The organism is Winogradskya humida (assembly GCF_016862215.1).
GTDB lineage: Bacteria > Actinomycetota > Actinomycetes > Mycobacteriales > Micromonosporaceae > Actinoplanes > Actinoplanes humidus.
In genome coordinates this window covers 36,426-55,651 of record NZ_BOMN01000021.1, presented here as the reverse complement: position 1 = coordinate 55,651, position 19,226 = coordinate 36,426, and the positions used below count along the sequence as shown (strand labels likewise).

13 protein-coding genes are annotated in these 19,226 nt (G+C 69.9%); 9 read left to right on the top strand and 4 right to left on the bottom strand.

The genetic code is table 11. The features are described 5' to 3' along the window. Positions 1-106 precede the first annotated feature (106 nt). From Ahu01nite_RS08205 to Ahu01nite_RS08170, 8 genes are all read left to right on the top strand, one after another. Positions 107-790, top strand: a complete 684-nt coding sequence (locus Ahu01nite_RS08205; protein ID WP_203835823.1) for a response regulator transcription factor — start codon at positions 107-109, stop codon at positions 788-790. Between the two features lie 22 nt (positions 791-812). Continuing rightward, on the top strand, positions 813-2,165 hold the full coding sequence (locus Ahu01nite_RS08200; RefSeq protein WP_203835822.1) for a sensor histidine kinase: 1,353 nt from the start codon (positions 813-815) through the stop codon (positions 2,163-2,165). Between the two features lie 90 nt (positions 2,166-2,255). Then, the gene (locus tag Ahu01nite_RS08195) at positions 2,256-3,203 is read left to right on the top strand and encodes an LmeA family phospholipid-binding protein (RefSeq protein ID WP_203835821.1); all 948 of its coding nucleotides are present in this window, start codon (positions 2,256-2,258) and stop codon (positions 3,201-3,203) included. 643 nt (positions 3,204-3,846) lie between these two features. Beyond that, a complete protein-coding gene (locus Ahu01nite_RS08190; RefSeq protein WP_203835820.1) occupies positions 3,847-5,214 on the top strand; it encodes an ABC transporter substrate-binding protein in 1,368 nt (455 codons plus the stop codon). A gap of 115 nt (positions 5,215-5,329) precedes the next feature. Beyond that, a complete protein-coding gene (locus Ahu01nite_RS08185) occupies positions 5,330-6,271 on the top strand; it encodes a carbohydrate ABC transporter permease (protein WP_239158717.1) in 942 nt (313 codons plus the stop codon). Beyond that, complete coding sequence (locus Ahu01nite_RS08180; RefSeq protein ID WP_203835818.1) at positions 6,268-7,182, top strand: carbohydrate ABC transporter permease; 915 nt, start codon at positions 6,268-6,270, stop codon at positions 7,180-7,182. Before Ahu01nite_RS08185 ends, Ahu01nite_RS08180 begins: the two co-directional genes overlap by 4 nt. Before the next feature lie 240 nt (positions 7,183-7,422). Continuing rightward, a complete protein-coding gene (locus Ahu01nite_RS08175; protein ID WP_203835817.1) occupies positions 7,423-10,725 on the top strand; it encodes a hypothetical protein in 3,303 nt (1,100 codons plus the stop codon). Continuing rightward, complete coding sequence (locus Ahu01nite_RS08170; protein WP_203835816.1) at positions 10,689-11,339, top strand: LysR family transcriptional regulator; 651 nt, start codon at positions 10,689-10,691, stop codon at positions 11,337-11,339. Before Ahu01nite_RS08175 ends, Ahu01nite_RS08170 begins: the two co-directional genes overlap by 37 nt. A gap of 43 nt (positions 11,340-11,382) precedes the next feature. On the opposite strand, the gene Ahu01nite_RS08165 is transcribed toward Ahu01nite_RS08170, so the two are convergent. The 4 genes from Ahu01nite_RS08165 to Ahu01nite_RS08150 form a co-directional block, all read right to left on the bottom strand. Continuing rightward, a complete protein-coding gene (locus tag Ahu01nite_RS08165; protein ID WP_239158710.1) occupies positions 11,383-13,797 on the bottom strand; it encodes a glycogen/starch/alpha-glucan phosphorylase in 2,415 nt (804 codons plus the stop codon). An 85-nt stretch (positions 13,798-13,882) separates the two neighbouring features. Then, positions 13,883-14,524 carry a hypothetical protein gene (locus tag Ahu01nite_RS08160; RefSeq protein ID WP_203835815.1) on the bottom strand — a complete coding sequence of 214 codons (642 nt, stop codon included), beginning with the start codon at positions 14,522-14,524 and terminating at the stop codon, positions 13,883-13,885. A 181-nt stretch (positions 14,525-14,705) separates the two neighbouring features. Then, complete coding sequence (locus Ahu01nite_RS08155; RefSeq protein WP_203835814.1) at positions 14,706-16,649, bottom strand: ATP-binding protein; 1,944 nt, start codon at positions 16,647-16,649, stop codon at positions 14,706-14,708. A gap of 1 nt (position 16,650) precedes the next feature. Next, positions 16,651-18,261, bottom strand: a complete 1,611-nt coding sequence (locus Ahu01nite_RS08150) for a sensor histidine kinase (RefSeq protein WP_203835813.1) — start codon at positions 18,259-18,261, stop codon at positions 16,651-16,653. Between the two features lie 277 nt (positions 18,262-18,538). Between Ahu01nite_RS08150 and Ahu01nite_RS08145 the strand changes: the two genes are divergently transcribed. Next, on the top strand, positions 18,539-19,174 hold the full coding sequence (locus Ahu01nite_RS08145) for a DUF6230 family protein (protein ID WP_203835812.1): 636 nt from the start codon (positions 18,539-18,541) through the stop codon (positions 19,172-19,174). Positions 19,175-19,226 lie beyond the last annotated feature (52 nt).

Below are 19,226 nucleotides of genomic sequence, written 5' to 3'. Positions count from 1 at the left end.
ACGGCTACCCCCCGATCCTTGCGATCACCGCCGCCCGGCCCCAAGGGCCAAAGGTCCCGTCGGTTCTCATGGAGTTCTCATCGGGGTGTGCTGTCATGGCGGCATCATGACCAGCGCGCGCATCCTCGTCGTCGACGACCAGCCCAACATCGTGGACATGCTCGCCACCGTGCTGACCTTCCACGGGTTCGCGGTGGACACGGCTGCCACCGCCGCCCAGGCGGTCGAGAAGGCCACCGAGCGCGACCCGGACCTGGTGCTGCTCGACGTGATGCTGCCCGACGGCGACGGTGTCGACGTGTGCAGGCGGCTGCGCGCCGGCGGTTCCGGGGCCGGTGTCGTCTTCCTGACCGCCCGGGACGCCCGTGACGATCTCGTGCAGGGCCTCGCGTACGGCGGTGACGACTGGATCACCAAGCCGTTCGACATCGAGGTCCTCCTCGCCCGGGTCCGCGCGGTGCTGCGACGCACCGGCGGCCACAGCACCCCGCTTCTTCGGTACGCGGACGTCGAACTCGATCAGGAAACCCTCGACGTCCGTCGAGGCGGTGAGCAGGTGCAGCTCTCCCCCACCGAGCTGAAACTGCTCCGCTACTTCCTGCAGAACCCGGGCCGCGTGCTGTCCCGGGGTCAGATCCTCGCCGCGGTCTGGGAATACGAGACCGAGGCCGGCTCCAACGTCGTCGACACCTACGTCGGCTATCTGCGGCGCAAGCTCGACCGGTCCGGCCCACCCTTGATCGTCACCCACCGGGGCTTCGGGTACGCGCTGCGCTCGAGCCCGTCGTGACCCTCCGCCAGCGGATCCTGCTGTGACCCTCCGACGGCGGATCCTGCTGTGGATTGTGGCACTGACCGCGGCGGCCCTCGCGTTCTCCGGTGTGACGGCGGTGGTGGCGCTCCGGGCGTACCTGACGGATCGGATGGACAACACCCTGGTCACCGCCGCCGCGGCCCTGCGGGAGCGGGCCGTCATAGCGGCCCTGGCACCGGCGGCGCGCGACCAGGACGTCCAGCAGGTGACCAACGTCAGCGAGTTCGTGGCCGAGTTCCGCAACGCGCAGGGTCAGGTCACCCGCACGACAGGCACGTCCCGGCTGCCCGCACGGCCCCTGCTCGACCAGGCCGACCTGAGCCGCACGGGTCCGCAGACCGTCGCCGGCTACCGTGCCGTCGTGGTCCGCGACGGCCCGGTTCTCGCCCTGGTCGCGCTGCCCGTGTCCCCCGTCGACGACATCGTGCGGCGACTGATTCTGATCGCCGTGGTCACCTCCCTCGCCGTGCTCGGCGCCCTCTGTCTCGCCGCACGTCTCCTGCTGCGCCGGGCCCTCCATCCGCTCACCGAGATCGCGGACGCCGCGACCGCCCTCGCCGACGGCGACCTGAACCGCCGCGTCCCCGACCGGCTCGACGGCCCGCGCACCGAGGTCGGCATGCTCACATCGGCGGTGAACGGCATGCTCGCACGCATCCAGTCCGCCCTCTCCGCGCAGGAACGCGCACTCGCCGCCCGGGAGCGATCGGAGTCGAGGATGCGCGAGTTCGTCGCCGACGCGTCCCACGAGCTGCGCACCCCGGTCACGTCCATCCGCGGCTACCTGCAGCTGGTCCGCACCGGCGTGGTCGATCTGCGGGAACGCCCCGACGTCCTGGGGCGCCTCGAGGACGAGGCCGCCCGGATGGGCACCCTGGTCACGTCCCTGCTGTACCTGGCGCGGCTGGACGCCGGGCCGCAGTCTCATCGCGTACCCGTCGATCTGGCCGCCCTGGTCCGCGACGCGGCCGCCGACGCCCGGGCTGTGGAGCCGGACCGCCCGCTGACCGTTTCTGTTCCGGCCGCGTGCATGATCACCGCCGACCCCGACGGCCTGCGCCAGGTCCTCGCCAACCTGCTGAGCAACGTACGCGCCCACACGCCACCCGGCACCGCGGCGTCGGTGACCCTGCACCCGGACCAGCTCCGCGTCGAGGTCACCGACGCGGGTCCGGGCTTCGGGGACGCGGCCACCGCGCACGCCTTCGAGCGCTTCTGGCGTGCGGACGCCTCCCGGCCGTCCTCGGGCGGCACCGGACTCGGCCTCGCCATCGTCGCGGAAGTCATCCGCGGCCACGGCGGCACGACCGGCATCGAAGGATCCACCGTCTGGTTCACCCTGCCCCGTTGACCCTGCCCCGTTCACCCTGCCCCCGCGACTCCTAACGAACTCTCATCCCGCTCGCACCGGCCCGGCAACCACGCTTGCTGAAGTGTGCCCATGACCAGAAAACGCACCGTGATCCTCGCCGTGGTATCCGCCGCGATCGCCGGCCTGCCCCTGCTCGGCGACCGCATCTCGCAATCCGTCGCCGAACACAGGATCGCGGACCGCCTCCAGTGCGCCGCCGGGCTGAACTCGCCCCCGGACGTCTCCCTGGGCGGCTTCCCGTTCCTCACCCAGCTCGCCACCCGCACCCTGACCCACGCCACGATCAGCGCGGACAACGTCACGGCCGGCCCGCTCACCCTCACCCACCTCTCAGCCGAGGCCGAACACCTGAAGCTGGCCACCCCGGTCACCGCCCGCGCGCTCTCCCTCGACGCAACCATCGGATACGCCACACTGTCGTCCCTCATGACCAAGGCCGGCACCTCCTCCGGAAGCGGCGGTCCCGGCAGTCCCGGCAGTCCCGGCAGTCTCCTCGGCGGTCTCCTCGGCGGCGCCACCCAGCCCGATCCCGGAAGCGCCGGCAGCCCCGTTTCGTCCTTGCCGGGGCTGCCCGCCGGCGCCAACCCCCTGGCCGATGCCACGATCAGCGGCGACAATTCGGGCCGGCTGGTGATCAATGCCAAAGTCCCGATGCAGGGCCGAACAATGCCGATCAGCGTGTACGCCGACCTGGCGCTCGCCGACGGCAACCTGACCGTGCAGCCCGCCGAAGTGGAGATCAGCGCCTTCGGCCTCCGGGTCCCCGCCGAACGGCTCGGCGAACTAGGCAAGCCCCGCACCCTCCCCCTGCCCGCACTACCCGGCGGACTCGCATTCCAGTCGATCGAAGCCCGCCCTGACGGCCTCCGCCTGGTAGTCAGCGGCCGCAACATCACCCTCAACCCCGGCGCCACTCCCACCACCACCAACGCCAGCTCCAACCCCGCCAGCTCCAACACCGTCGCCGACCTGTTGAAAGCCCTGACCACCACCGGCAGCTGCCGCCAAGCGACGTGACCGTCACCCTTACGCGCCGTCAGCCCAACCCGCACGCCCCACCGGTCCGCACGCCGCCCCGCACGCCCCGCCGCTCCACTCCGCACGCCCCGACGATCCGCTCCCCGCGTGCGCCGCCGGTCGGCCCTGTCGCGCCCCGCCCGGACGCCCCCGGCCGGGCATCGTCCCGGGCGCGCCGGAGCGCTCTCTCCACGCCACCGCGCCCTCTACAGCCCACCCAGGCGAGCGACGCAACGTCACTACAAGGCAGCCCAAAGTCATCGTTCACCACTCGGAAAAGGGTCGGCCAACCGGCGCGAGGGGTCGGTGGGACGGCCCGATCCGGTCATCGGAACGGTCATCCCCACACATCCGAACGGCGTCGTGGGCACGCTCCCACGGGATCTGCCATGAAAAATCTTGCGACGTCAGCAACGTCACCGCATCGGTGATCTTCCATGGATAATGGCATCCGATCAGCGATAGTCTTATATAAATACTGTTAACTGTTTTACCTGCCCTTCCCTCTGGTGCCGAATCGTTACTCGGTTGATCATTCGGAAACATTGCGAAACACCTCGCCTCACTCTTGACTGACTGCCAGGGGAACCGGAGATGGTGACGGCGTTGTCACGCCCCGGCGTGATGTGACATAGGGAGTGGCATGTTCGGTCTTGCGAAGAGTCGGCGCCTCAGGGGCGCGCTCGCGGGCACCGTGGGGGTAGGCCTGGTACTCGGGGCAGCCGCCTGCAGCAGCAGCAGCGACAGCTCGGATGACGACACCGCCAGCGCGGCGTCCATCGACTGCGCGCCATATAAGACGTTCGGCGACCTCAAGGGCAAGACGGTCTCGGTCTACACGGGCATCGTCACGCCGGAGGACAAGGCCTACAAGGACTCGTACAAGCCCTTCGAGGACTGCACCGGCGTCACGATCAAGTACGAGGGTGACAAGTCCTTCGAGACGCAGATCCTCGTCCGCGCGAAGGCCGGCAACCCGCCGGACCTCGCGATCGTGCCGCAGCCAGGTCTGCTCAAGCAGCTCGTCGCGACCGGTAAAGCGGTGGCGGCCCCGGCTGAGGTCTCGGCGAACGTCGACAAGTTCTGGGGTGCCGACTGGAAGGCCTACGGCACCGTCGACGGCAAGTTCTACGCCGCCCCCTCGGGTGCGAGCGTGAAGTCGCTGGTCTGGTACTCGCCCAGCGAGTTCAAGGACGCCGGCTACACCGTTCCGACCACGCTCGACGAGCTCAAGACGCTCACCGACAAGATGGTCGCGGACAAGAAGAAGCCGTGGTGCGCGGGCATCGCCAGCGGTGAGGCCACCGGTTGGCCGCTCACCGACTGGATGGAGGACTTCATGCTCCGGCTCTCCGGGCCGGAGACCTACGACAAGTGGGTCAACCACGAGATCCCCTTCAACGGTCCCGAGTCCACCGCGGCGCTCGACGCCGTCGGCGCGTACCTGAAGAACCCGGCCTACGTGAACGGTGGCCTCGGCGACGTCAAGAGCATCGCCACCGCCACCTTCCAGGAGGCCGGCCTGCCGATCCTCGAGGGCACCTGCTCGCTGCACCGTCAGGCGAGCTTCTACGCGGCGAACTTCCCCAAGGAGACGAAGGTCGCCGAGGACGGTGACGTCTTCGCGTTCTACCTGCCGGGCAAGGACGCCACCAGCAAGCCGGTTCTGGGTGGCGGCGAGTTCAACCTCGCCTTCGCCGACCGTCCCGAGGTGAAGGCGTTCCAGACGTACCTGTCGACCGACACCTGGGCGAACATCAAGGCGCAGGCCTCGCAGGGCTGGATCTCCGCGAACAAGGGCCTGGACACCAGCAAGGTCAGCAACCCGATCGACAAGCTCTCCGCCGACCTGCTGCAGAACCCGAGCACGACGTTCCGCTTCGACGGCTCCGACCAGATGCCCGCCGCGGTCGGCTCCAACGCCATCTTCAAGCAGATGACGAACTGGATCACCGGACAGGACACCAAGACCACGGTCGACAACGTCGAAAAGGCGTGGCCCGCCAAGTGAGCTAGGAAGTCCCGGGGCCGGTCGCCACAGGTGACCGGCCCCTCTCCTCTCTCTCCTCAAAGGAGGTATGGGTCGCGTGTTAACCGCAGACACCAACGCCGGCAAGATCGGGCTGATGATCGCCGCGATCCTGCTCTTCGCCGCGGTCGTAGGCATCATCCTGTTCATCGCCACGCTGTTCCGGGGCCGGCTAGCCGACCGTTTCACCGCGTACATCTATCTGGCACCGACCTTGATCATGCTGGCCGTCGGCCTCGTCTACCCGGGCGTCCGGACGATCTACCAGTCGTTCTTCAACGCCGCCGGAGACGCGTTCATCGGCCTCGGCAACTACGAGACGATCTTCACCGACAACGAACAGTTGACGGTGCTGCGTAACACGGTCATCTGGGTCGTGCTCACCCCGTTCGTCGCCACGGCGATCGGCATGCTCTACGCCATCCTGGTCGACAAGACGAAGTTCGAGTCGCTCGCGAAGGCACTGGTCTTCCTCCCGATGGCCATCTCGTTCGTGGGCGCCTCCATCATCTGGAGCTTCGTCTACGCGTACCGGCCGGACCAGGCCAACGTGAAGCAGATCGGCCTGCTCAACCAGGTCGTCGTCTGGCTGGGCGGCACCCCGCAGCAGTGGCTGCTCACCGACTGGCTCAACACGTTCCTCCTCATCGTCGTGCTGATCTGGATCCAGGCCGGCTTCGCGATGACCGTGCTGTCGGCGGCCATCAAGGCGATCCCGGAGGACATCATCGAGGCCGCCCGCCTCGACGGTGTCGGCCCCTGGGGCATGTTCCGCTTCGTCACGCTGCCGGCGATCCGCCCGGCCGTGGTCGTCGTGCTGACCACCATCGCGATCGGCACGCTGAAGGTCTTCGACATCGTCCGTACGATGACCGGCGGCCAGTTCAACACCAGCGTGATCGCCAACGAGTTCTACAGCCAGAGCTTCCGCAGCGACAACCAGGGTCTCGGCGCCGCGCTCGCGGTGCTGCTGTTCATCCTGGTGATCCCGATCGTCGTCTACAACATCCGGCAGCTCAAGCGTTCGGAGGCGCTATGACCACCGCCCTGCCGAGCACCGAGGTGCTGCCGGCCGCTGTCAAGGACGAGACCACCACCTCGTACGCGAAGAGGAAGCTCAGCTCCCCCTGGGCCTCGCTCGCCGCGCTCGTCATCGCCATCCTCTGGACCCTGCCGACGTTCGGCCTGCTCGTCTCGTCGTTCCGCCCCGAACGCGCGATCAAGACGACCGGCTGGTGGACGTTCTTCTCGGACCCGCAGGTCACCCTCGACAACTACAAGGCGGTGCTCGACTCCGAAGAGGGAGCCGGGCTGGGCTCGTTCTTCATCAACTCCATCGTGATCTCCATCCCCTCGGTGCTGATCCCGCTGACCCTGGCCACGATCGCGGCGTACGCCTTCGCCTGGATCAAGTTCCCCGGCCGCAACCTGCTGTTCCTGGTCATCTTCGCCCTGCAGATCGTGCCTCTGCAGGTCACGCTGATCCCGCTGCTCACCCTCTACGTGGACGCGGGCCTGGCGAACACGTTCTGGACGATCTGGCTGTCGCACTCGATCTTCGGTCTGCCACTGGCTATCTATCTCCTGCACAACTTCATGCGCGAGATCCCGGCCACCCTGCTGGAAGCCGCCCGCGTCGACGGCGCGGGTCACGTGGCGATCTTCTTCAGGGTGCTGCTGCCACTGCTGCGCCCGGCCCTGGCCGCGTTCGGCATCTTCCAGTTCCTCTGGGTGTGGAACGACCTCCTGGTCGCCCTCACCTTCGCGGGCGGCGGCGACGCGGTCGCCCCGATCACGGTGGCCCTGGCCAACCTGAGCGGCACCCGCGGGACGGCGTGGCACCTGCTCTCCGCGGGCGCCTTCGTCTCCATCATCGTCCCGGTCACCATCTTCCTGTTCCTCCAGCGTTACTTCGTCCGCGGCCTGCTCGCGGGCAGCGTCAAGGGCTGAGCACCACCCCACGAGGCCCGTGGTCCCGCACATCGCGGGGTCGCGGGCCTCAGCCATGTCCCGCCAGGCCCGTGGTCCCGCATGTCGCGGGGCTGCGGGCCTCAGCTGTGCCCCAAGGATGGACCGACCGGCGCCGGCCGGGCCCGCGTTGTCCACAGGGCCTCCGACCGTTGTCGCGAGTTGTCCACAGGGCCGCATTCGAGGATGAAATCCGGTGGACGGCGGGGCCATCATGGTCTGGTGATGGTCACGGTGTCGGGTGGTGTGGCGGTCGGTGCCAGGGAACGCGTCCTGGCACTCGACCCCGTGACCCGTGCTGCCGATCTCCCGCCGGGCACCCCGGTGGCTGTCGGTCCCGCGCAGGCCGGGCCCGATGCCCGGAAAGCCGCGGTGGCCGAGCTGAGCACCCTCGTCACAGCCGCAGGAGTGGTCGCCGCCGACGCGACCGCCGATCTGGGTGGCGGGTTCCGCTCCGCGAGGATCGCCGGGGGCGCGGGGGACCGCCGTGACGCCGTCCTCGCCGCACTCGCGGTGCCCCACTTCGCGGACCGGCTGGGGCCACCGGCGGCCATGCTCATCGCCCTGTTCGGCCCCGACGCCACGAAGCCTCTCGGCGCGGCCACCCTGGAGGCGATCGCCGACGGGCGGTGGCCCGTTCTGCGGCTCGCGGTGGCCGTCAGCGACCTGCTCGGCCCGGAGCAGCTCGTCGAGGTCCTGGCGCTGAGGGCACCGGCGGGGCTCGACCCGTTCCCCGACGGGCTGCCCTCGGTGGCCGGTGACCACCTCGGACGGGTGCTGTCGTCCTACAGCCCCCGGCGGCGGCTGACCCTGATCACCGGCCTGTGGGAGCACCTCTGCGACGTCCTGCGGGAGCAACGACGCGTCGAGCGGCTCAGCAAGTGGCAGCACGGTCACGAACTGATGGCCAAGCTGCGGGCCCGGCACGCCCAGCACGAGGACTCGATCATCGAGCGCCTGCTGCCCCGAAACGTGACCCTGATCCAGGCCGCGCTCTGGCATCCCCCGCAGAGCTACTGGCGGGAGCGGTTCACCAGGGTTCTGCACGACGCCATGGGCGCCACCGTGCTGGCACGGGTCGCCGCTACCGCCGCCGACCGGGGCAGCGGGGCCGCACTCGTCCACCACCGCCACGAGCTCGACGCGGCAGCCGCGTTGCTGAGCAGGCGCGCCGCCGTTGATGCCGCCCGGCCCGTTTCCGGTCTGACCGGACATCCGGCCCGGCCCGGCTCCTACGTCCGGGACCTGGCCGAGCGGGCGGGCCAGGAGAGCCTCTCCGCGAAACAGCTGCAGACCGTCGATGCCAGGCTCCGCACAGCCCTTACGTATGCCATTTTCGCGTGGCGAACAGCCGATGCCATGCTTTCCGACTGGGACGACCACCTGGTCAACCCGGACGCTCAAACGGCGATGGACACCCTGATGTCCGCGAGCCTCACCGGCTGGCGCACGACCGCGGGCTATTTCTCGCCACACCGCATGGCGACCTGGCCCCATCCGAGGTCGGAAGACCTGCCGTCGCTGTCGGACCGGTTGCGCGCCGACCCCGCCGCCACGCCGGCGAGCATCGAAGTCGTCGCCGACCTGTTCTGGCTCGGCGAGCTCGGCGACGCCATCGCCCAGCTGCGCGGCCGGCCCGCAGCCGAGATCACCCACAACCACGGCCGGCTCCAAGCCGAATATCCCCCACCGCCCCAGAAACCTGGCACGGTCGCGCTCACCGCCGCTCACGCCGCCCAACTCGCCGGGCTCGGCGGCGGCGTGCCCGCGAAACCGCGCAGCTGGTCCGAGCTGAGCGCCGCCCTGCTCGCCGGCCAGGAGGCGGCCGAGGCGCTGGTCGCGGGGTTCACCGTGCCCGCCGAGGTCCAAGCCTTCGACGCGACCGTCCTGCCCGGCACCTCGGACCGCATCGAGATCGCCCGCACCGGCAGCACCCTGACGGGCTGGGCGGCGTACATGGGCAACTGCATCGCCGGCGGCTTCTACGCGGACGAGGCAGTTGCGGGCCGGATGGTGCTGATGGCCCTGCGCGCCCCCGACGGCGAGATCCGGGCCAACGTCAGCGTCCAGTCCACCGGCAAGGGCTGGAAACTCGACGAGATGAAGGCCCGCTTCAACGCCGACCCCGCCCCGGACCTCGTCGAGCACGTCCGCGCCTGGATGCGCACCCTGCCCCCACCCCAGGTCACCACCCCACCCGCCCGCGACGACCCTTCGGCGGATCCTTCACCGGTCAGGCCCGTGCGGCGCAGCCCGCCGTCCCACCGCCTGGCCGAGCAGTGGGGCAAACGCCTCGCGGTGCCACTACGACCCGAGCCAGCCCTCGCCGTGCTCATCGGGGCCGAGCCCACCACCGCGAGCCTGGTCGCGCTGCGCCGCCTGACCCCGGCAGCGTTGACGGACCGGGTCCGCGAAGCCCTCCAGGACCCAGCACAGGCAGCGGAGCTCTGGACGGCCACGGCGCAGCGCCCCCTCACTGCCGCCATCGAAGAGCTACCCCTGGAGGTACGAGCCCGCCTCGCACCCCTGTCCCGCGACGAACCCCTGCCCGGGGCACTCCGCAAACTCGCCCGGCTACCCGACGTCGCCCCGGCCCGCACGGCCGAGCTGGTCGCCCTCCGAGTCCGAGCCGCCTTCGCCACCCTCCTCCGCACCGACGACCCGACCCTGGCCGCCGCGATGACGGCACGTCCGCACAGCCCGCTGCTCCGCGCCGCCGCCCTGGCCGTAACGTCCTGGGGCGGCCTCCCCATCCCAGCGACCGGACCGTCCGCAATACCCCGGCCAGACGATGCAGCCCGTCCAGACCGCGTGGCCAGGCCAGACCGCGTGGCCAGGCCAGACCGCGTGGCCAGGCCAGACCGCGTGGCCGGGCCAGAAGGCGCCGCTAGGCCAGACGGCATGGCAGGGCCAGACGGTGCCACTCGGCCAGACGGCGTGGCCGGGCCAGATCGTGTCGCCCGGCTGGACGGGGCGGCCCGGTCGTATGAGATAGGTCGGCCGGACGGGGCGACCGAGCCGTCCGAGACAGCCGGACCGGACAGGGCAGCCCAGCCGTCCGAGACAGCCGGGCCGGACGGGGCGACCGAGCCCTCCGAGACAGCCGGGTCAGACAGGGCAGCCCAGCCGTCCGAAGTAGGCGGACTCAACCAGTTCGATCGCCCTGGCGGAGTCGGAGACTCGAACGAGCGGGACGAGATCGGGCGGGACGAGATCGGGCGGGTCCGCACCAGGATCGGCGGGTTGACCGGACCATCGCACGCACGTGGGGGCACTCGCCTCGGCGGACGACGTGGGCTCGGGGCGAGTGCGGCCGTCAGTGGGCAGCGGCAGGTCACGGTGCCGGGTTATCCGGCGTCGTCGCTGCGTGATCCGTTGTGGCAGGGTTCGTGGCCGGATGCCGTGGAGCTGGGTGGAGTCGCCGAGGAGTTCTGGCAGCGGATCGCAGTGCACGGGCTGCTGGTCCCTTCGTCGTGGCTCGGTCAGGGATGGCCGGCACTCTGGGGGCGCTCGTTCGGCCGCTGAAGTCGATCGCTGAAGAAGGACTCGCCCCTCCCCGCCGGAACCTGTGCGCCGCGGGGCCGGGCGGGCCCTCCGCAACGGCATTGGCGACCTCACCCGGGCCTGCAACCTGGTCAGCCCAGGGGCTGGTGATTCACCCAGATCGCCTTGTACGGGTAGCGGCTCTGCCAGCGCTCGATGAGTTCGAAGACGCCCGGCATGGTGAAGGACGCATTCAGGGCGTCGAGGTCGGTCAGGCGGAGCTGCATTCCGGGCGGGCTGCGGCTCGGCTGCTGATCGCTCAGCCGGCGTTGTCCAAGGCGATCCGGCGTGTCGAGAGCCGCCTCGGGGTGATTCTGCTGGAACGGTCCAGCAGGCATGTCGCCCTGACGCCCGCCGGGCAGGCGCTGGTGGACCATGTCCGGCACGCGCTCAACGCCGTCAGGGCGGCGGCCGACAAGGCTCGCCGGGCCGGCGACCCTCAGGCGCACCTTCGGCTGGTGATCAAGCCCGGGGCGACGCCGGCTGGAAGGGGGTCCGCTGGACCGGGGCACCCGCGGGGAACGAAGGCCCCGAGGTCACCGACGCTGCCGAAGCCACCAAAGCCGCCGCCACTGAAGCCGCCGCCACCGAAGTAGAGGGTCCGGCCGGGACGCCGCACGAGGTCCCGGCCGGGAAGGGTCAGACCTCGGGCACCGCCGGCGTGTGCCAGATCTCGCGCCCGTAGTCACGTACGGTGCGGTCGGCGGAGAAGAAGCCGCTGCGGGCGGCGTTCAGGATGGACATCCGGGTCCAGGCGTCGCGGTCCTCCCACGCGTGGGCGACCTCGTCCTGGCATTCGATGTAGGCGCGGTAGTCCGCGAGCGTCAGGTATTCGTCGCGGTTGAGCAGGTCGTCGGCGATCTCACGCAGGGCGCCGTCGTCGATGGTGGCGATGAAGTCGATGGTTTCGCGCAGTTCCCAGTCGGCTTCGTACCAGCTGCGGGGGCGGTAGCCGGCCTGTTTGAGTGCTACTGCCTGGCCGGCGTCGAGGCCGAAAAGGAAGAAGTTGCCGGCGCCGACCCGGTCGCGGATCTCCACGTTGGCGCCGTCGAGGGTGCCGATCGTGAGGGCTCCGTTGAGGGCGAGCTTCATGTTGCTGGTGCCGGAGGCTTCCTTGCCGGCGAGGGAGATCTGCTCGGAGAGATCGGCGGCCGGGATGATCAGTTCGGCGCCGGAGACGTTGTAGTTGGGCAGGAAGGCCATCCGGACGTACGCCGAGAGCTGCGGGTCGCCGTTGACGACGTCCGCGACGGCGTTGGCGAGGCGCATGATGCGCTTGGCGGCGTAATAGCCGGGGGCTGCCTTGCCGCCGAAGATGACCGACCGTGGCACGAGGCCGGCCGTCTCACCGCGGCGGATGCGGTGGATCAGGGTGATGACGTGCATGACGCGCAGGAGCTGCCGCTTGTACTCGTGGAACCGTTTGATCATGACGTCGGCCATGGCGTCGGGGTCGAGGGCTACGCCGGTGACCGCGCGGGCGTACCGGGCGAGGTCGCGGCGGTTGGCGCGTTTGACCTCGCGCCACTGGTCGCGGAAGGCGGAGTCGTCGACGGCGCGTTCGAGGTCGCTGAGCCGGTCGAGGTCGCGCAGCCAGTCGTGGTCGCCGAGCCGGGAGCTGATCAGGCCGGTGAGCCGCGGGTTGGCGATCAGCATGAAGCGCCGCGGGGACACGCCGTTGGTGACGTTGTGGAACCGTTCGGGCCACAGCTCGGCGAAGGGCCGCAGGGTGGTCTCGCGCAGCAGCTTCGAGTGCAGTTCGGCGACGCCGTTGACGGCTTTGGCGCCGACGACGGCGAGATGTGCCATCCGTACCCGTCGCTCGGGCTCTTCCTGAATGATCGACAACTCCCGCAGCTTGCCGGGGTCGCCGGGGTAGGCCTGCTCCACCTCCTGGAGGAAGTGGAAGTTGATCAGATAAATGATCTCCATGTGCCGGGGCAGGAGCCGTTCCACCAGCGCGACCGGCCAGGTCTCCAGGGCTTCGGGCAACAGCGTGTGACATGTGTACGCGAAAGTGCCGCGAACGATCAGCCAGGCCCGGTCCCAGTCGAGGCCCTCCTCGTCGAGCAGCACGCGCATCAGCTCGGCGATCGCCATGACCGGATGCGTGTCGTTGAGCTGGACGGTCACCTTCTCGGTGAACGTGTCCCAGCCGGTGTTGCGCAGCCGGTAACGGCGCACGATGTCACGCAGCGCACAGGTGACCAGGAAGTGTTGCTGCTTGAGACGCAGCTCGCGGCCCAGTTCGGTGCTGTCGTCGGGGTAGAGCACCTTGCTGATGTTCTCGGAGCGCACGATCGCGTCGACGGCCTCGCCGTAGCGGCCCTCCCCGAAGCGGGACAGGTCGAACGACGCGCGGCTGGCCCTGGCCCGCCACAACCGGATCAGGTTGACGGTCTGCGTGCCGTAGCCGGGAACGAGCATGTGGCTGGGCTCGCCGAGCACGATCTCGTCCGGCGTCCACTTGCCGTCCTCGACCTTGCCGTAGAAGCCGACCGGCTGCTGGTCGTCGGGGGCCGCGAACTCCCACGGGTTGCCGTAGAACGTCCAGTCGTCGGGGCGTTCGACCTGGGCGCCGTCCTCGAACGTCTGCTTGAAGATGCCCAGGTCGTAGCGGATGCCGTAGCCGACCGCCGGGATGTCCTCGGTGGCGAGCGCGTCGAGGATGCACGCCGCGAGCCGGCCCAGCCCGCCGTTGCCGAGGCCGGGCTCGACGTCGAGGTCCTCCAGCTCGGCCGGGTCGAGACCCAGCTTCTCGAGGGCGTCGCGGGCCTGGTTCTGCAGCCCGGAGTAGAGCAGGTTCTGCGGCAGCTGCTTGCCGAGCATGTACTCCGCGGACAGGTAGTAGACGAACCGAGGGTTCGTCTCGTAGTACGTCGCGGCGGTCTTCACATAACGATCGACGAGCCGGTCCCGCACCGTGAGCGCGAGCGCCTGGTAGATGTCCTGGGCGCTCGCCGACTGGCGGGTGGTCCCCCGCTGGTGGGCGAGGTTGCGCAGCAGGTCGGTCTCGAACTCGTCGGCGGGGACGCCGTCGTTGGCCACAGTCACGCCCGCCAGTATCTGCCCGGCACCGCAACGCCGCGCACCGAAGCGGTGAACGCGGCGTTTCTGATCATCAATAGCTCAAGCGGAACTACTGTGAGTCGTCGCCAGGCTCAGCGGAGGGTGACGTGTCGTCATCGTCGCCCGGTTCGGTGCTCTCCGACGGCTCCACGCTCGGCGAGGGCGAGATCGAAGGCGACACTGTCGGTGAAGGCTTAGGCGACACTGTCGGTGACGGGGTGGCGCGGACCTTACCCTTGGCGATAATGATCTCCGCGGTGTAGTCCGAGCCCGACCGGCGACCGCCCACGTCGATCCGGAACCCGGCGGCGATCGAGGACAGCCCCGCGCCCCGTTTGCCGTTGACCCTGATCAGCGCGTCGTCGGCCACGGTCACCGTGATCGTCTTCTTGCGGACGTCCTTGGTGCCACCCTTGGCGTACAGAGTGATCGTCCCGGCCGTCGCATCCACCGAGGTCACCGTGCCGGCAGCGGCGAAAAGGGCCCGCTTGGCGGTCTTGGTCGGCTTCGCGGTCGGCTTGCCACTCGATTTGTCACTCGGCTTGCTGCTCGACTTGTCGCTTGACTTGTCGCTCGACTTGGCCGCCGTGACAGAGGCCGCGGCGGTGGCCGTGGCCGGCGTGGGGGTCGAGGCCAGGGCGGCGGTGGCAAGGGTGGGCACGGCGATCGCGGCCGCGGCGAAGGTGGCGATAACGGTCCGGCGCAGGCGCATCGGGGCGACTCCTTGATCGGGGAGACCCCAATCTGCGCCCCCCTGAGTGCGGAACCGGTGCTCTTCCAGGTGCGAACCGGTTGCGGACCCCGGCAAAGCCGCTCTGCTCACAGACCCCGGCAAAGCGATTTGCATACGGGCCCCAGGCAGAGCCGTGAGCAGCCAAAGCCTTCGGAGACCGTCAGGCCGGGCTCGGGACCGCGGTCAGGGGCAGGGTGACCGTGAATGTGCTGCCGTGGTCGAGGCGGGACTGCACCCGGACCGTGCCGCCGTGTTCGGTGACGATCGTGCGGACGATGGCGAGGCCGAGGCCGGGGCCCTGGACGGCCTGGTCCATGGCGTTGGCCGCCCGGTGGAACGGGGTGAACATGCCGGGCAGGTCGCCCTCGGGGATGCCGATGCCGGTGTCGGTGACGCAGAAGACGGCGTCGCTGCCCTCGGCGCGTACGTGGTAAGTGACGTGGCCGCCCGCCGCGGTGAACTTCAGAGCGTTGTCGAACAGGTTGCGCAGCGCGCGTTCCAGCCTCCGGGCGTCGCCGTGCACCCACACCGGGGCGGCGTCACCGGTCAGGGTGACGTCTCGGCCCCGCGCGACCGGGGCGAACTCGGCGTGCACCGTCGCCGCGGTGGTCGCGAGGTCGACAGGGGCGCTGTCGCCGCCGGCGTCGTCGTGCTCGCCGATCGCGGCGCCCGCCTTGTCGAGAAGCAGCAGGTCGGCGACCGTGGCCTGGAGGCGGTGGGCGTTGCGCAGGATCGCGCTGACGCCGCGCTGCTGCAGGGGGGACAGCTCGCCGCCGTCGCCGTCGCTGAGCATCTCCGTGTAGCCGAGGATGCTCGTCAGCGGCGTACGCAGCTCGTGGGTGACGGTCGAGACGAAGACGTCCTTGCGTTCGTCGAGGCCGCGCAGCTCCCCGATGAGACGGGCCTGGCGGGCGTGCAGGCGTTGCTGGCGTACGGCGTGGTCGATCTCGCGGGCCAGCGTGACCAGCAGGCGGCGCTCGTCGTCGCTCCACTCGGGGCGCTCGTGGCGTACCACGTAGAGCAGCCCCGGCGGGCAGTTGGCGTCGCCGGCGATCGGGACGGCGATGGCACCCTGGATGTGCGGCACGGTCAGGGCCACGCCGGGCTCACCGGCAAGAACTTCCTGGACCGTACGCGCGGACAGCGACGGCGCCTCCTGCGGCCAGCTGACGGTGAGCCCGTGGGTGACGTCGGCGGAGATCCGGCCGTGGACGGCGTCGGCGCCGAGCGCCTCACCGATCATGGCGGCGATGCGGCGGGCCATGAGCGCGGGGTCGTGGGTGTCGCGCAGTTCCACGGCGACCGCCTGGCGCAGGTCGGTGCGGTGGATCCGGGCCCGGTCGGCGGCGTGCAGCCGTTCGGTCTCGGCGGCGAGGTCGTTGAGCGTGCGGATGACCGTACGCAGCTCCTTCGGCCCGGCCGGCACCGCCCGCGCCGACAACTCACCGCTCGCGAGCCGTTGCAGGGTGCCGCGGATGTGTTCCAGCGGCGCGATCAGCGTCCGGCGGCTCCAGAGCCCGAACAGCATCGTCCCGCCCAGCAGGGCGACGCCGAGCGACTCGAAGAGCAGCTGGGCCAGGCGCTGCTCCCGGCGGTCGTGGTCGGTGGTGGCCGCCTGATCGGCCCGGATCGCCGCGTCCACGGCGGCGTTGGACGCGCGGATCCCGTCGAACAGGTCCTTGCCCCGGCGGGTCAGCGGGTACTCGGGGTCGGCGACGCCGGCGTTCACGACCGGGGTCGCGAACGCGTAGAGCCACTGCGACGCGGCCGCGCGTTCCTGTTTGAGCAGCTGGAGCACCGCCGGGTCGGTGGTCGTGGCGGCCACCGTGTCGAGCGCGATGAACGCGCCGCCGCGGCCCTTGTCGTACGGATCGAGGAACAGGTCCTCCCCGGTCAGCTGGAATCCGCGTACGCCCGTCTCGGCGTCGGTCATGTGCTGCAGCACCGCGACGTTGGCGTCGCGGGCGGCCTCGAGCCGGGTGGCGCGCGCGGCGTGCCGGGTCTGCAGCCGCTCGGTGACCACGAGCTGGGTGATGACATAGCCGAGGAACAGCAGGATCAGCAGGATGAAACCGGCGTGTACGCGTCGGCCGAGCGAACCCACGTCACGCCTCCGGCAGGGTGAACGCGATGGTCGTGCCCTGGCCGCCGGGCGCCGCCTCGGCCCGGATCGTGCCGCCGTGGCGTTCGACGATGCGCTGGCAGGTGGACAGGCCCACGCCGTAGCCGGGCAGCTCGCCGTCGATCTGGGTGAACATCTCGAAGACCCGCGCACGGTCGGACGCGGGGATGCCGATGCCGTTGTCGGTCACCGTCACCCGCCATCCGCCGGGGTCGGGCCCGGCGGCGACGGTGATCCGGCTGGGCCGGTCGGGGTGCCGGTACTTCACGGCGTTGCCGATGAGGTTCTGCAGCAGCTGCCGGATCAGGGTCGGGTCGACGGCGAGGGTGGGCAGGCCGGGGACGAGCTCGACCCGCGCGCCCGCCGGTTCGATCACCTCGTGCAGGTCCAGCAGCGCCAGCTTCGCCACCTCGCCCAGGTCGGCCTGCGCGCGGCGGCACGGCTCACTGCCCGCCCGCGCGTACGAGAGCAGCGCGTCGATCAGGCCCTGAACCCGGCCGACCGCGCGGACCGCGGAGTCGATCCACTTGTGGGCCAGCTCGTCGAGGTTCTCGCGGTAGTTGTCGGCGAGCAGCTCGAGGTAGCCGTGCACGACGGCGAGCGGTGCCGCGAGGTCGTGGCTGACCACGCCGGCGAACTGCTCCAGCTCGGTGTTGGAGCGGCGCAGCTCGGTGAGGGCGTTCTCCAGGGCTTCACGCTGGGCCCGGTCGGCGGTCACGTCACTCATCGCGACCACGACGCCGAGCGGGCTGCCGTCCGCGGTGGTGAGGGCGCGGCCGCTGACGTTGACGTGCACCGGCGTACGCCCCGCTGGTTTGATGATCATCTCTGCGTCCCGGACCATGCCACCGCGCAGCGCCCGCAGCAGCGGGATCTCCTCCACGGGCAGCGGCGTCACGCCGTCGGTGCGGTAGAGCGCGTAGTGGTCCGCGAAGTCGCCCGGCGTGATCGAGGGATCGGCGTCCAGGCCGTGCCACTCGCGGCTGGCGCGGTTGAAGAGGGTCAGGTGACCATGGGGGTCGGCGGCCACCACGGCGACGTCGATGGTCTCCAGCACCGCGTCGGTGAAGTCCTGGCGCGCCTCGGCCTCGACGTAGAGCCGCGCGTTGAGCCGGGCCTGCCGGCGCCGCTCGAACAGCGCGAGCACGACCTGAGCGAGATCCTTGAGCCGGGCGATCTGCTCGTCGCTGAGCTCACGCACCTCGGAGTCGAACACGCACAGCGTGCCCAGGGCGTGGCCCTGCGGCGTGACCAGGGGCGCCGAGGCATAGAAACGTACGTCGGCGAGCAGTCCGGTGACCCAGGGGTTGGTCGCGTACGTGGGGTCCACGCTGGCGTCGGGCAGATAGGTGAACCTGCCGGTCTCGAACCGGATCGCGCACATGGAGTCCTCGCGGGCGGAGTCGCCGCCCTCGAAGCCGGTCGTGGTGAGCTGGCACTGGCGCTTCTCGTCGATCAGGTTCAGCGTCGCGTTCGGGACGCCCGCCACCATCGCGGCGACCCGCACGACCGCCTCGAGCTCGTCGTCGGCGGGCGCGTCGAGCAGGTTGTACTCGTGCAGCGCCCGCAGCCGCTCCTCCTCGCGCACCCTCACATGACTTGTTTCGGCACGTTGGCGCCGGACTTGAACCTGTGAGCTCCCTGAAGGTCGTTACCGATTCGTTACCTTGAGGAAATCCGCACCTGTGGTGACGGTCACACTCGCAAAATGCGGCTTTCGATAGCATTGCCGATCACCGATGTAACCCTGCGTGAGGTGATCTTGTTTCGGCGACGTTACCGACCGGTAGCCAGACCTCTTGCTCCCTACCGGCGGGTAGGAGCAACATTTCCCGCACGTTAAGCCCCGTTCATTTCACAAGGGAGAATCGGTGAAGGAAGCGCAGGGCGACCCGGCTTACGGTCGCACCAACTGGCGCCGTTTCGCGGTCGCCACGGCGGTACCCACCGCGGCGGTCGCCGCACTGGTCTTCGGCATGGCCAACGGGGCTTTCGCAGCCTCGTTCGCCGTCTCCGGCCAGACGTTCAAGATCTCCGCCGACCAGCTCGACGGCACCGGCTTCGCCCAGTACGGCGGCTTCGTCGAGAAGACGGACGGCACCAAGATCCCGGTCGCCATCTCCAGCATCGACTCCGCCAAGCTCTACAACCTGTGCCAGTCGGTCAAGACCCCCGGCCTGCCCATCTCCCTCACCATCCGGGCCGGGCGCGAGGATGGGAAGCCCGCGAAGGCGACCAACCTGCTGATCGGCGTCAACGAGCTCAGCGGCGACGCGGAGTTCACCGACATCAACATCGGCCAGGACGCCTCCACGGTCGGGCCCGCGAGCGAGACCGCCGCGGAGAAGAAGGCCCGCACCGGCATGTTCGGCCAGCAGGCCACCCACGTGAAGATCGACGGCCTCAAGCAGACCGCCGTCTCCACCACGGCCGGCACGTTCACCCTCACCGGCCTCAACCTGAAGATCAATGTCTCCGGCAGCGGTACGCCTCCGGAGTGCTTCTGACCCACGCTTGAGGCCCGCGGTCTGCACCACCGCGGGCCTCAACCGTGCCCGG